Source organism: Pontibacter sp. BAB1700 (assembly GCF_000277005.1).
GTDB lineage: Bacteria > Bacteroidota > Bacteroidia > Cytophagales > Hymenobacteraceae > Pontibacter > Pontibacter lucknowensis.
The window spans coordinates 1-13,090 of the sequence record NZ_AKIS01000185.1; the positions used below are offsets into that span (position 1 = coordinate 1).

Genomic DNA, 13,090 nt, shown 5'->3' on the forward strand with positions numbered 1-13,090 from the left:
AGGGAGGTCAGAGCTCCGGCGACCAGCAGGGCTACGGCTCACAAGGTGGCTATGGCTATGGCTCGCAGCACAGTGGCGGCTATGGCGGCCAGAGTGGCTACGGCTATCAGGCGACTACGGCTCATCACAGCAAGGCGGTGGCATGCAGCGCGGCTACGGCGACAGCAGCGGCTATGGTTCTATGAACCGTGGTGGTTCCGGCGGCGGCGGCATGAGCGGTGGCTACGGCTCTTCCTCTCAGTCTGACTGGGGTTCACAAGGTGGCTTCAACTATGGCAACCAAGGTGGTATGGAAGGCAATCGCGCCCGCTACCAGGACCAGGATTTTGGTGCATCGAGAGGAGGTATGCAAGGTGGCATGCAGGACAGAGAAGGTGATAACATCGGTGGCCAGAGCTTCGGTGGTTCACAAGGCTCTTTCGGTATGCAGGGCAGCGGCTCTAACCAGGGTGGCTATGGCAGCTACGACAGCGGCCGAGGTGGATATGAGCAAGGCGGTGGCTATCGCAGCAGCAACCAGGGCAGTAGCTATGGTGGCTCATCTCAAGGTGGTTACGGCGGCTCATCTCAGAGCGGCTATGGTGGTAGCATGAGTGGCCAGGAAGGCTACGGTTCCAGCATGACAGGCTCCGGATCATCCAGAACAAATATGCACGGCGGCTATGGCAGCCAGGGCAGTTACCAGCAAGGTTACGGCCAGGGTGACTATGGTCAGCGTGGCTCACAGGGCAACTATGGTTCGTCTCAGGGTAGCGGCATGCAGCGCGGTTACGGCGACAGCAGCGGCTACAGTTCTTCATCTCAAGGAGATTACGGTTCTATGAGCAGCCGCGGTGGCTCTCAGGGCGGTTACGGCAGCTCACAAGGCGGTTACGGCTCCAGCGGCAGCATGGGCTCAGGCATGAGCGGCGGCTATGGCGGCTCGTCCAGAGGCGGCGGCTCTATGGGTGGCTCCCAGGGTGGCGGCTACGGTGATCGCGACCGACATGGTTCTATGGGTTACGGCTCTTCCAGAGGCATGAGTGAGTATGACAGAGATGACTATGGTTCGCAGAGAGGGTACGACTCCCAAAGCTCTATGCAGGGTGGTTATGGATCACAAGGCGGCTACGGATCTCGTGGCGGCTCCTATAATGACGAGTATCGTTCATCTCAGGACCGCAGCAGAAGCGGTCGTTCTTATGACGACAACTCTGGATCGCAGAGCGGTTACGGCGGCTCTTCCCGCTACGGTTCACAAGGTGCCGATTACGGCTCTATGAGCGGACGCGGCGGCTCACAAGGCGGTTATGGCTCTTCTTCGCAGGGCGGCTATGGCAGCTCGCGAAGCGGCATGGGCTCAGGTATGAGCAGCGGCAGCTACGGCAGTTCGTCTGGCGGTGGTGGCTCTATGGGCGGCTCTTCCAGAGGCGGCGGCATGAGTGGCTATGGCCAGAGTGGCTACCGTGAAGGTGGCTATGGCCAGGGCGGACGCGGCGGCGACCAGAGCCGTTATGGTTCTATGGACAGCGGCACGTCATACTACAGCGATAACCAAGGTTCATCTTCCCGCGAAAACTATCGCAGCGGCATGGGTGACCAGGATTACTCACAGCGCGGACGTTCCGGCTACGGCGACGACAGCGGCTTCGAAACAAGAAGAAGCGACCGCTACCGTGACCTGGACTAACCAGCAGTAAGCTAAAGCAAGAGCGCTCCCGCATCCTGACTCGAAGGAGCGCTTCTTTTTTGTCGTACTCCAGCTCCATACATGCTGGATTATGCAGACTACTTTATACCAGTTCCATCAAAAGCACTCCTGGTAATCCTGTGCGAACTGACGGAAGCTGTGAGGAGGCCGACCTGTAATTTCCTGTACTGTGTTGCTTACCTTAGCTGATTTACCCGCCTTATAGGCTGCGTATAGCTCCAGCAAAGCATCGGTAATTGAGGCAGGTGTACGATGCGACTTAATGGCTTCGCGGGCTGCTTCTTCCGGCACATCCACAAAGTCTACCTTCTTACCTGTTGCCTCGCCCAGCAAGGTAGCCATTTCATGATGCGAAAGTGCCTCTGGTCCGGTGAGTTCGTATACCTTTCCCATGTGTTCTTCTGACAGCAGCACCTCTACAACTACCGCCGCTATGTCGCGGGTATCGATGTAGCTGACCTTTCCCTCCCCTACTGGCATGTAAAATTTACCTTCCCCTTTTATTGAATCAGCACTGTAGTTCACCAGGTTTTGCATAAAGCCAGCTGGCCGAAGTATTGTATAGGGGATGCCACTCTCCTCTACATAAGTTTCCATCTCACGGTGCCAGCGGCCAAGCTGTATACCCGGTTCAGCTCCGGCTCCCAGAGCTGAAAGTTTTACAATATGTTTTACATCCTGCCGCTTGGCCTCTTCTACTAGGTTACGAGCCATCTCCAACTGGTCTTCAGAAAGTGGCGTGATGAGCACGAGCCCATCTACATGCGTAAAAGCTGCGTGCAGGGAATTCGGGTCCCGGAAGTCGATCTCCACAATCTCCACACCTGGCAACCGCTTCAGGTTTTCGCCTTTGATAACGGAGTGCACACCTGCCCGTACCTTCACATCCTGCATGGCCAGTTGTTTTATAACTTCACGGCCTACTGTACCTGTAGCGCCAGTTACCAATATCGTTTGTCGCATAGTCTTATCTGTTAAGGGGTATGTTAGCTATACGTGCCAAGGCCTTCTGCCGTGTCATTATACAGCTTTACTTATAAACTGATCATGTTGGTGATAGGTTAAAGGGGATGATGAAAATCAGTGCTTCGGCTCAAAGCTGACTAGGTATAGCTTTCCATTTTCGTTGCTAATGAGCAACTCGGTAGGCGACAGGTATAGCAAGGCCTCGGCCTGACCTGTGCGGCCTAGTGGCAGGCAGTAGCGCTTGCCCGCAAATTGTACCTGCTCATCTTGGGGTTCAAACAGGTATAGCCGCCCATACCCGAGCAAGGCAAAATCTTTTCCATTCGGAGCGCTGTCAGCAGCCGTGATCGCAGAACTGACACGAATTTTTTCCTGTGGCTCCAGGGTATAGGTGCCGCCCAAAGCGGGCAGGGTATAGCGATGGGTGATGCCTTTGCGGGCGCGGCTCTTGGTGAAAAGGTGTAAACTGTCAGCACGATAAAAGAAGGCCTCCATATCGAAGTGGCGCTGCTGTGTAGGCGGGGGAAATTCCTGCTGATCAGCAAAGCTGAAATAAATAGTGTCCTGCACGGCCATTCCCTCCTGCTGCACCCTGAACACCCGCAGATCGCGGCGGGCATTGGCATTGTTGCCAAAGTCACCGATATACAAGTTTCCCTTCCGGTCCTGCGCCAGTTCCTCCCAGTCCCGGTTAGGAAGTGGCAATGGCACCGTTCGCAGCAGCTCCCCTTTTAGGTTAAACAGGTACAGCTCAGCCGGAGAACCACTGTCAGGGTGCGTCCAGAGGGTGCTGTCTGATGCATGTGCAAGCCCTGAGCTCTCTTTTATGCGGCTATCTAAGCGACCGATTCGCTGCACCTTCACCTTGTAATCTTTCCTCAATCGCTCAAAGTCGCTGTTGCGCCTGTCCGCTCCGCAGCCGCACAAAGCCGTTTGCAGGTATACATACAGGGTGAAAAGTTTGATGAGCATTTATGGGATAGGTAAATTGCTAAATTGTTGATGGCTGGGTGAATGATTCGGACGGGATGTTCCGCCTGGCATCCCAGCATGATATTACAGTGTAATGTCGCTACATGATAACTCTCTAACTCCTTATCTCCCCAACTCCCAATCCCTTTAGCTTTCTCACGAGCGCATCTTTATTTGCCCAGAACTGGCGGCTGTATACGCGCTGGAAGGGCCAGTGTCTTTGCTGTAGTAGCCTGGGGATGTCGGCGTGGGCATGACGTACGGAAAGGTTGTTGAAGTACAGGTCATCATCGGTCAGTACGACGCTGCTATAGTTGCCTTCCTCCACGGTGGTCAGGTCAGCAAAAGGCATGGCGGCTTGCAAAGCAGGCACCAATTGCGCCAGCTGCTCTTTTAGCATCGGTACCTGTGCCGGCATAGGCAGTACCTGCGGCTCGTACTTGAAGTAGCGACGGCTGACTTGCTGGGCATAGTGCAGGTAGTCGCGAAGCAGTTTTGGGCCCGCGTGCTGCGAATTGTCCACCAGCAACTGCTCACTCCGGATACTGCTCACCACGATCACCATTTGCCGGGCACGGGTGATCGCCACATTCAGCCGGTTTTCGCCACCGGCCTGGTTCAGGCTACCGAACTGCATTACCATACGGCCTTTGGCATCCGGTGCATACCCCACCGATAAGATCACAACCTCCTTCTCATCCCCTTGCATGTTCTCAATGTTCTTCACCGTTACAGTTGGTGGCAAGGCTATACCTTGCAACTGGGTCTTTTGCTCCAGCAAGTCCTGCACCAGCATCTGCTGATTGTAGTTGAAGGTGATCACACCTATATCATGTGCACCGTTCTGCAGCAGCTGAAGCACCTGCTCTACACTTTCTCAGCTTCTGGCAGGTTGCTGTTTTGCTGCCACAGGCCCTGTACTTTTACAAACTGGATAGCGGGCTGACGAGCATTCACATCCTGCAACTCAGGTATAAGCTCCAGGCGGTTGCGGTAGAAGTGACGGTTCGAGAAATCGATCAGCTCGGGGAAGCGGCTGCGGTAGTGCTGGGTGAGCATGGTCTGCGGTAGGTATAGCCCACAAAGCTGCAAAAGCGACTCCGCCGTCAGCTCTTCTGGCTCTTCGTCACCATTGCCGCCCCAACGTGAGCGGTACAGGTCTGATGGTCGCAACTGCTGTTCGTCGCCAGCCACTACCACCTGCTGCCCGCGCAGCATGGCCGGTATACCTGTCTCAGCAAAGCATTGGCTGGCCTCGTCAAAGATCACCAGGTCAAAGCAGCGCTCCAGCGGAAAAACAGCCGATACCGTTTCGGGTGACGCCAGCCAGCAGGGTACCAGATTCAGGATCTCCTCACTGAACAGTTCGAACAGTTTGCGGATCGGGTACAGGCTGCGCTTTTTGCTGACCTGTGCATGCAGCCGACGATAAGTCACAGCATTGCCAAGCCGGTTGTACTCCATGTGCCGGTAGGTCTGCTCCCGCAGCCGCGAGAGCACGATCTCCTGACTCAGATTCTGCTTTTGCTGCAGCAGGCTTTGCAGCTCTGTTTCTACACGGTCTAGCTCGCCACTGTCGGGCATACGAAGTTCAGGCTTCTGGCTTTCGAGCTCGTGCAGCCAAGCCAGGTACAGACTGTTCAGGAACAGCACTTCTCCGTCTTGAGCGGTGGCTATACCTTCGTGCAGCACCTGGCGGCATACCTCTCGTTCGGCTAAAGTCAGTGTACTGTTCAGCTCGTCGTAGGCTACTATTTGTTCGAAGTACTGTTGCAGGGTGTCCAGCATCAGCTTGCTGTAACCTTCCTGTTCTGTCAGCTTTTCTATCTGTGTTTTAGGGAGCCATTGCTCCCACTGCCCGTAGCGCTGTTCAAACACCTGCAGTGCCTGTGCCAGGGCCTGCAAGTGCCCTGACAGGTTTGTCTCCAGCCACATCTTTTCGTGCAGCACACGCTCCCGATGCAGCTGCTTGAGCAACTGGTGTGCCTCTAGGGCCTGCTCAGCTACTTCCAGTTTTTGCAGCATCGGTGTCGGGTTGTCTTCCAGTCGCAAGGTATAGCCAATGCTCTTGTTGATGGCTTTGATCAGCTCCTGTGCCTGCTCCCGCAGTTCGATACGCCGCTGCAGTTCACCTACCCCCTTAGGGGTCAGGTCAAACTTGTATTTGCCTAATGCCTGCTGCAGCACTTTTTTATCCTGTGAGAAAAACCAGCCTATACCTTTCAGGAAATCTTTCTGCTGCGCTTCATAAGCTGAGATGGCCGACTTCACCAGCGTGAGTTGCTCGACAGGTATGGCTGCGTCCGGAGCGGGACACACCAGGTATAGCCCTTTGAGCTGGCGCACCAGTTTTTTCAATTCTGATGCTTTGGCCTGTTTGCGCAGGAGGGGTTGCAGCACTTCGGGCACACCTTCCTGCTCGAGCATGTGCTGCAGTTCGTCCAGGGTGTCGTAGGCGCTTCGGTAGCGCTCCAGGCTGCTGAGCTCAAAGTCAGAACCGCTGAGTTGGCTTATACCTTGCCGTAGGGAGCGGTATTGCTCAGGCAGTGCCTCGATAGTGCGCTCCAGTTCCTGCCGCTGCGGCCATCCAAAGCCCTGCAAGCTGTGGCGCTCTTTCCAGATGAAGCCAGGCTGCTCCAGCACAATGCCCTGCTGCAGGCAAGCCCGCAGACGGGGCAAGAAATCATGGATGGTATCAGCTGTAAACTGCCTGAACACCTCCGGAAGCTGCACGTGAGGCTGCTGCAGGCTGCTGCGCAGGTATAGCTCCTTGGGCGACCAGCCGCAGCGGCTGCTGTCGAACAGGGCGGCACGGAAAGCCTCCAGCTTTTGCAGGCATTGGTTGATGCCACGACTCACTTCCAGGAAAGTACGGTCGGTATAGATGCTGTTGAGGGCGTGGTTCTGCTTCTTGTATTCTTCCAGCTGGTCTATCTGCAGCAGCAGTTGCTGGTAGATGCTTTTGCGGTCGGCGTTGATATCATGCACCAAAGCGGCAAACGGCCCCAGACCGGCTGATGACAGACGCTGGTGCACCACATCGAGGGCGGCACGTTTCTGACTCACCACCAGCACCCGCTTGCCCCGGGCTGTGAAGTCTGACACAAGGTTACAAATCAGCTGCGATTTGCCCGTACCCGGAGGCCCCTGCACCACCAGCGAACGCCCCAACTTCACTTGCTGCAAGGCGACCTCCTGCGAGGCATCCATGGCAAAAGCTGTAAAGGTATGCTGCGCCTGAGTGGCTGACTGGCCTATACCTGCATCGGGTGCCGCGAACAGGTCTTCCATCTCCTGTAACCCCTCGCGCTGCAGCAGTTCGTCGTAGTCGCTTAACAGATAAGAGGCAGCCTGCGGGTATAGCCCCAGCACAGCTTCCTGCTCCAGGTATAGCTGACCGGGTTTCAGATCGGCTTCGTAGTCGGCCTTTCGGAAATCGTGGAATGGCTTGAGTTTATCAGTAAAAAACTCACGGCCTGCATGCACCGTCAGCTGGTTCTCCTTCAGTAGTTCGTATACCTGCGTGCGAAACTCCAGCGGGTGCGTGGGCAGTGTACCCAGATCAAGTTCCAGCAAAGGTTCGGCCAAAGGGGTGCCCATGTAGTGCGCGTAGGCCAGCACAAAGCTCTGGTTGAACTGTGCCGGCTGCGACGGATCAGGTACAAGCTCCCATTCCTGCCTGGCATTTACCTGCAGCTGCACCGGAAAAAAAAGCAGCGGGCAGCGTACGGTGGTGCCATCAGCGAATTTGCCATGCACAAATGGCCAGCCCAGGTATAGCTCCCGGCTTCCACGCTCTTCTTCGATCATGTCAGCCTTGCGGCGAATGTAGCGCATGCGTTGGCTCACCGGCGTCACGGGGGCATAGCGACTGTCGGCAAAGGGGGCCAGCATGGCACTTTTGCCACTGATCACCTTCTCCAGCACATGGAAAGCAGGTTTGTTGTTGATGAAATCCAGTTCGTTTATATCCAGGTGCAGCTCACGCGAAAGCCGCAGCAGCAACAGGGCTCTGTTTCCGGCACTCAGGTTGAGCAGACGATGGCGATAGCTTTTAAGAATGGATTTCATACAGTGTATTGCTCCGAAAACGGATGGAATTGCAGAATAGTCTGTAGCTATACGGCAAGTCGGCAGCATTACGGCAAGTTAGCATGAATTTAGTGGACTTGGAAGCGATTCCTGATGCCACACAAAGCGACCGACCCTCACCTGGATCATAGCCAAGGCAGCTCCTAAACTGAAAACTGCATAAACCCTACGCTGCTTAACCTATTGTGCATATTTAGCCGTATGGAATAAAAATTCCGGTTAAGCTATTTTGCGCTTCTGTGATCTGCTTTCCTTATAACATTTTCACCTGAACAGCAGTTGTAGTATCACGCACAAGCTGTAGCTTGCATCCGATTTGCATCAATATTTACTATGAGAAAACCCATAAATCTGCTCCTGTTGCTCGGACTGGTCCTCACGCTGCTGTCTGCCTGCCGCAAAGAGCGGATGGAGAAAGAAGTAGCTCGTATGGACGAGTACACAACCTCCAAAAAATACCCATCCAAGTTTGCGGACGAGAGTATCCAAAAGTGGAAAGAGCAGGTGCCTGAAATACAGGAAATCAAGATCAAGTCCACGCTCGACGGTAACGAGCAGCCGGCGCTGTTCTATACCTCCGAAACAACTGGCCCTCGCCCTTTGCTGGTGATGCTGCACAGTTGGAGCAGCGAGTACCTGCAGGAAGTTAGCATTCCCTTTGCGCTTTGGTCCAAGGAGTATGACTGGGCCTTTATACACCCTAACTATCGTGGCAAGTTTGACAAACCGGAAGCCATGGCCTCTGACCTGGCCATTCAGGACCTGGTAGACGCTGTAAACTACGCCAAAGCAAACGCTGAAATAGATGAGTCGCGCATTTATATCCTGGGTTCATCGGGCGGCGCTATGACTGCTTTGGTGGCAGCTGGCCGGCACCCCGAAATATGGGCCGGTGTGGTGGCCTGGGTTCCTGTGTTCGACCTGGTGGACTGGTATGCTTTCAGCCAGAATTACCCGCACCGTGACTACAACCGGCACGTGGTGACAGCCTGTGGCGGGGAGCCCATACCTGGCACGCCCGCCGCCGAAGAATGCAAGCGCCGCAGCCCGAGCACCTACATCCACAATGCCAAGGACGTGCCGATCTTCCTGGCGCATGGTACAGTCGATGTTCTCGTACCACCCGACCATTCCATCAGGCCTTTAACATACTTGCCAATCCGACCGATACCATCTCTCAAAAGGAAATTGACTATATCCTGGAAGAGCAGGCCCTGCCCGAGGGGATGGAAGGCGCTACCACCCGCGACAAATATTTCGGAGCGAAAGACCCCAAAATTGTGTTTGTGCGGGAGTCAGCTAATGTCAGGCTAACCCTGTTTGAGGGTGTGCACGACATGGCCTATAACCCCGGTCTGCTTTGGCTGAATGAACAGCAGAAGAAGATGCCAGCCCCTCCGGCCGAGCCTGTGGCTGGTCAGTGATCATTATGTGGATAGATCGAGCCAATGTCTGACGCTTCAAAAAAAGAAGAACAAGCTAAACCTGGCCTGCCTACGCTAGAGCAGGTGTCATCCGGCGGGGTGGTGTTTCAGCGAGGGCCTCAGGTATAGAGGTGGCCCTGATTTCGGTTGGCAAACCCGCCCGCTGGCAGCTTCCCAAAGGTATAGTAGACCCCGGCGAAACTCCCGAAGCGACCGCCGCACGTGAAGTGCAGGAGGAAACCGGTGTGATAGCTTCGCTGCTTGAGAAGATCGACACGATTGAGTACTGGTATGTGGGAAACAAAGCCGGACAGCGGGTTCGTTTTCACAAGTTTGTGCATTTCTTCCTGTTGGCTTACGAGTCTGGCGACATCGGCCAGCACGACTGGGAAGTGAACGAAGCCCGCTGGGTAGACTTGCAGGCGGCAAAAGAGCTGCTATCTTTCAAAAGTGAGCGCCAGGCGCTGGAGAAGGCAGAGCGAATGATAAACGCTCTCAAAAGCTAAACTATACCTACAGCTCCAGGTAAGGCTGATTTTCTCAAACAGCTCTGCCGTCACAATCTTGATCTGCCGGATATCCTCTACCTGCCTGAAAGCACCATGCTGCTCCCGGTAAGCCACAATCGCCCGCGCCACATTAGAACTGATATAAGGGTGTGCTTTCAACTGATCGGCATTGGCTTGATTAAGTGACAGCTGCTGCAAGGTGTAAGCTTTAGGCACGAAGGTATACTTCTGAAGGCTGTCTACCACGGCCGGTGGCAACCCGAACACTTCCTGTACTTGCGCCATACTGTGGAAACCGCCCAGGCCATCCCTGTATTTCACAATCCTTGCCGACAGTTTGCTACCTATGCCTCTGATCTGCTTCAGAGCCGTGGTATCGGCAGAGTTGATGTTGAAAGGCGCCAGGATAAATCGCTCACGGGGACGTGGGCTACTGGCCCAGTTTGGGTTTGGCGCAGTCCGTGGACTACCGGCTATACCCTGGTTGCGGCTATACCTGTCAGGTTTGGTTTCGGGGAGTTGGATGTAAGGGTATAGCTTCTGAAAGACAGAATCAGGCAGACCGTAAATGGTCCCGAGCTGTGCCTTGTAAGTGAAGTCGCCGACTTTGTTACGGTAGTTGAGAATGCGCTGCGCCATATACCTGGGCATGCCCAGCTCCTGCCATTGCTCCTCGCTTAAGTTATTGGGGTTGAAAGGCTGCAGTGCTACAGGCACCTGGTAGATTTCCTTCCCACCCTTCAGCTCTGGTTGTTTCGCTTCGAGTTGGGCCACCAGGCTGTCAAGCAGCTGTTTGTCGGATGAGCTACTATCAAAAGAGATGGGATCAGGCTTTGTAACCCATTTAAATAACAATGGTGCTGCCGTCAGCAGCACCATTGCCCCTAGCAGTACCAGAAACCCGTTCACCTCACCTTGCGAGAAGCCAAAGTTGCGTCGAATCCAGTACTTGAGTTTTCTCATCTTTAATTTATGCCCGCGGAGCCTGCCGCTCTATCTCGTCATCATTGTCGAGATATGAATCGGGCTCCGGCTTTGGAGGTGCATTCAGCACCCGGTAAAAGAAGTATGACATTAAGCCAGTTACCAGCAATATGGTACTGAGCATGACAACAAGTGCAGATGTATTCATAGTTTCCTAAATTCTTCCTTCTCTAACTCTTTTTTTGTAGGCAATGTATACCAGCAGCGCAATGCTCAGGAATACAGCTACTAACAATGTACGCGAAGCGTTCACAAAGAACAACGTATCCTGCAACTGCTGAATCACTTCCGGATCAGTCGCCTCGGCAAGCTGGCGCTTCAGGCTGGAGTTCTTGATCTTATTGATGATCGAACTATCGTCCAGTTCCCAGCCATTAGCAAAGGCTCCGGCCCAGTCACCGCCTTTTGGTGTAATAAGCGAGCCTATAAATACCCAAAGCAAGAGCAACGGCGTCACAAACTTGATTATGAACTTATAGAAGTTAGGCACTTGAATGTCGGCACCGGAGGTAATCTCACGCCAGCCCTTGTTCATACCAAACACCCACGCAAACAGAATAGATTCAAATAGCGCAAACACTACCAACGACACGGTCCCCGCCCAGTAATCATACTCGTCGAATACACCATACTTAAAGAACAGCACCGTTGGCATACCCAGCAGCAACACGATCAGACCGAATGACCAGGCAGCTGGCTTGCGTCTCCAGTTAAACTCGTCCTGCAGGAAGCCGATCCAAGGCGTGCCCATGGCAAGCGATGAGGTAATACCGGCAAAGAACAGGAGGCCGAACCACATCACACCGGCTACGGCGCCCAGCACATCGCCCCACTGGTAGAACAGGTATGGCAGCGTTCTGAAACCAAGCCCAAGACCACCCTGGCTGTTCACCAGTTCCGTCACGCCGTCAACGCCCAGGTAACCGATAGAGATCGGGATCAGGATAGCAGCACCCAGCACCACTTCCACAAATTCGTTCATCCAACCGGCAGACATCGCATTGAGGGCGATATCGTCTTTGGAGCGCACATAAGAAGCGTAGCAATGTATGGTACCCATACCTACCGACAAGGTAAAGAAGATCTGACCGGCAGCTGCCAGCCATACACTTGGCGACCATAGTTCGTCGAAGTTCGGTGTCCACAGGAAGTTAAGACCTACAGAACTATCGTTGATAGCGCCATTCTCACCTGCCGTGATAGTGAAGCCTTTATATGCCAGGAAAATACCAAACAGAATCAGCAAAGGCATACCAATCTTGGCGACACGTTCCACCCCTTTGGCAAGACCCTGAGAAAGGATCCAGGTGTTAAGCAGCAAGCAGATCACAAAGAAAACGATCGGCTCATAAGGTATACCGAAGGTAGACTCGCCCAGGCTCACATACTCGTTGAAGAAAGCTGACACGCCATTCTGATCAAGCCCGGCGAAGGTACCACCGATAGAGTGAAACACGTAAGAGAGCGTCCAGGACTCCAGGTAGCAGTAATATGAGGCTACCGCAATGTTTGTCCAGATACCAAATACCCCGATGTACTTCCAGAGGCGGTTGCGGTGCATGGTGTCCACAATAAACGGTGTGGAGTGGTGACCGAACTTACCACCGAAGCGGCCCATGGACCATTCAATCCAGAGAAGCGGAATACCCATTACCAGAAAGCAGATCAGATAGGGTATGATGAAAGCTCCACCGCCGTTCTGCACCGCCTGCACTGGGAAACGGAGGAAGTTTCCCAAGCCCACCGCGTTGCCGGCCATGGCCAGAATGAGACCCACCCGGGAGCCCCATGATTCTTTGTTAGCACTCATAAAAAGAGGTAAAGGTTGGTTAGTTTAGATTAGTTGGTTTAGTGTAAAGGCACGGATAATAGGGATTTAAAGCTTACAATTTAAACAATGGTTCTGATTGCACCATATTAAATTCAATATTTTTAATACATATCAGCCTGTTCTGCGACCATGGCGATGCCCTCTTCAAAGGTATGGGGCCTGTACCCTAGTTCACGTTCGGCTTTGGTGATGATAAAACCAGTGCGCGGCGGTCGCTTGGCAGGCTGCGAAAAGGTACTGCCATCCGCTTTATCGATCAGTGATTTGTCCAGGTCGAAGTAGTCAGCTACGAGCATCGCCATGTCGTAAGGGGTATACATTTCCTTGCCTGAGATGTTGTAAACGCCTTCAGCGTCGCGCTCTACCGCAAGCCAACAGCCCATGGCCAGGTCCTCAGCCAGCGTTGGGGTACGGAACTGATCGGTCACTACTTTGATTACTTTGCCGGCTCGCAAGCTATCACGCACCCACAGCACTATGTTCGTGCGGCCGTAGTCGTGCACCACGCCATACACCAGCACGGTACGGAGTATTGCCCATTTGCATCTCGCCTTCTTCACGATCTCCTCGGCCATCAGTTTGGTCTCGCCATAAAAGCTGATCGGGTTGCTCGCTCCTCGCT

The 13,090-nt window shown here is 54.0% G+C and carries 13 protein-coding genes; 5 read left to right on the plus strand and 8 right to left on the minus strand.

Features of this window, described 5'->3' with window-relative positions; all coding sequences use genetic code 11:
* Both O71_RS24425 and O71_RS18610 read left to right on the plus strand, forming a co-directional pair.
* Positions 1-185 (plus strand): hypothetical protein (locus O71_RS24425; protein WP_007660056.1); only part of this gene is annotated, 185 nt, incomplete at its 5' end.
* Positions 143-1,669, plus strand: a complete 1,527-nt coding sequence (locus O71_RS18610; protein ID WP_155801006.1) for a hypothetical protein — start codon at positions 143-145, stop codon at positions 1,667-1,669. The genes O71_RS24425 and O71_RS18610, both read left to right, overlap by 43 nt.
* A 117-nt stretch (positions 1,670-1,786) precedes the next feature.
* On the opposite strand, the gene O71_RS18615 is transcribed toward O71_RS18610, so the two are convergent.
* From O71_RS18615 to O71_RS18625, 4 genes are all read right to left on the minus strand, one after another.
* Positions 1,787-2,653, minus strand: coding sequence for an SDR family oxidoreductase (locus tag O71_RS18615; RefSeq protein ID WP_040574779.1), 867 nt, complete (start codon positions 2,651-2,653; stop codon positions 1,787-1,789).
* A gap of 117 nt (positions 2,654-2,770) precedes the next feature.
* Positions 2,771-3,628: a hypothetical protein gene (locus O71_RS18620; protein ID WP_007660064.1), complete on the minus strand. Its 858-nt coding sequence runs from the start codon at positions 3,626-3,628 to the stop codon at positions 2,771-2,773.
* Between the two features lie 115 nt (positions 3,629-3,743).
* The gene (locus O71_RS22115) at positions 3,744-4,490 is read right to left on the minus strand and encodes an AAA domain-containing protein (RefSeq protein WP_051017811.1); all 747 of its coding nucleotides are present in this window, start codon (positions 4,488-4,490) and stop codon (positions 3,744-3,746) included.
* A 5-nt stretch (positions 4,491-4,495) separates the two neighbouring features.
* A complete protein-coding gene (locus tag O71_RS18625; RefSeq protein WP_051017812.1) occupies positions 4,496-7,699 on the minus strand; it encodes an AAA domain-containing protein in 3,204 nt (1,067 codons plus the stop codon).
* 354 nt (positions 7,700-8,053) lie between these two features.
* On the opposite strand from O71_RS18625, the gene O71_RS18630 reads away from it, so the two are divergent.
* The 3 genes from O71_RS18630 to O71_RS18635 all read left to right on the plus strand — a co-directional run bounded on the left by O71_RS18630 (position 8,054) and on the right by O71_RS18635 (position 9,650).
* Positions 8,054-9,034, plus strand: coding sequence for a S9 family peptidase (locus O71_RS18630; RefSeq protein WP_155801007.1), 981 nt, complete (start codon positions 8,054-8,056; stop codon positions 9,032-9,034).
* Positions 9,007-9,144: a hypothetical protein gene (locus O71_RS24080; protein ID WP_155801008.1), complete on the plus strand. Its 138-nt coding sequence runs from the start codon at positions 9,007-9,009 to the stop codon at positions 9,142-9,144. The genes O71_RS18630 and O71_RS24080 overlap by 28 nt, the downstream gene beginning before the upstream one ends.
* 131 nt (positions 9,145-9,275) lie before the next feature.
* The gene (locus tag O71_RS18635; protein WP_007660068.1) at positions 9,276-9,650 is read left to right on the plus strand and encodes an NUDIX hydrolase; all 375 of its coding nucleotides are present in this window, start codon (positions 9,276-9,278) and stop codon (positions 9,648-9,650) included.
* Here the strand turns inward: O71_RS18635 and O71_RS18640 are convergent.
* The 4 genes from O71_RS18640 to O71_RS18650 form a co-directional block, all read right to left on the minus strand.
* Positions 9,582-10,616, minus strand: a complete 1,035-nt coding sequence (locus O71_RS18640; RefSeq protein WP_007660070.1) for a helix-hairpin-helix domain-containing protein — start codon at positions 10,614-10,616, stop codon at positions 9,582-9,584. The two genes, O71_RS18635 and O71_RS18640, sit on opposite strands and share 69 nt — an antisense overlap.
* A gap of 7 nt (positions 10,617-10,623) precedes the next feature.
* Positions 10,624-10,785, minus strand: coding sequence for a hypothetical protein (locus O71_RS24430; RefSeq protein WP_192811708.1), 162 nt, complete (start codon positions 10,783-10,785; stop codon positions 10,624-10,626).
* 6 nt (positions 10,786-10,791) lie between these two features.
* Positions 10,792-12,447, minus strand: a complete 1,656-nt coding sequence (locus O71_RS18645) for a sodium-dependent transporter (RefSeq protein WP_007660080.1) — start codon at positions 12,445-12,447, stop codon at positions 10,792-10,794.
* Positions 12,448-12,569: 122 nt separating this feature from the next.
* Positions 12,570-13,090, minus strand: a 521-nt coding sequence (locus O71_RS18650) for a sugar nucleotide-binding protein (RefSeq protein ID WP_007660081.1), incomplete at its 5' end; no start/stop codon positions are given.

What these genes read in the sequence shown, in the direction of transcription:
- O71_RS18640 (WP_007660070.1), bottom strand. Translation starts at nt 10,616, where the DNA reads ATGAGAAAACTCAAGTACTGGATTCGACGCAACTTTGGCTTCTCGCAA.
- O71_RS18645 (WP_007660080.1), bottom strand. Translation starts at nt 12,447, where the DNA reads ATGAGTGCTAACAAAGAATCATGGGGCTCCCGGGTGGGTCTCATTCTG.
- O71_RS18625 (WP_051017812.1), bottom strand. Translation starts at nt 7,699, where the DNA reads ATGAAATCCATTCTTAAAAGCTATCGCCATCGTCTGCTCAACCTGAGT.
- O71_RS18610 (WP_155801006.1), top strand. Translation starts at nt 143, where the DNA reads ATGCAGCGCGGCTACGGCGACAGCAGCGGCTATGGTTCTATGAACCGT.
- O71_RS24430 (WP_192811708.1), bottom strand. Translation starts at nt 10,785, where the DNA reads ATGAATACATCTGCACTTGTTGTCATGCTCAGTACCATATTGCTGGTA.
- O71_RS18630 (WP_155801007.1), top strand. Translation starts at nt 8,054, where the DNA reads ATGAGAAAACCCATAAATCTGCTCCTGTTGCTCGGACTGGTCCTCACG.
- O71_RS18615 (WP_040574779.1), bottom strand. Translation starts at nt 2,653, where the DNA reads ATGCGACAAACGATATTGGTAACTGGCGCTACAGGTACAGTAGGCCGT.
- O71_RS18620 (WP_007660064.1), bottom strand. Translation starts at nt 3,628, where the DNA reads ATGCTCATCAAACTTTTCACCCTGTATGTATACCTGCAAACGGCTTTG.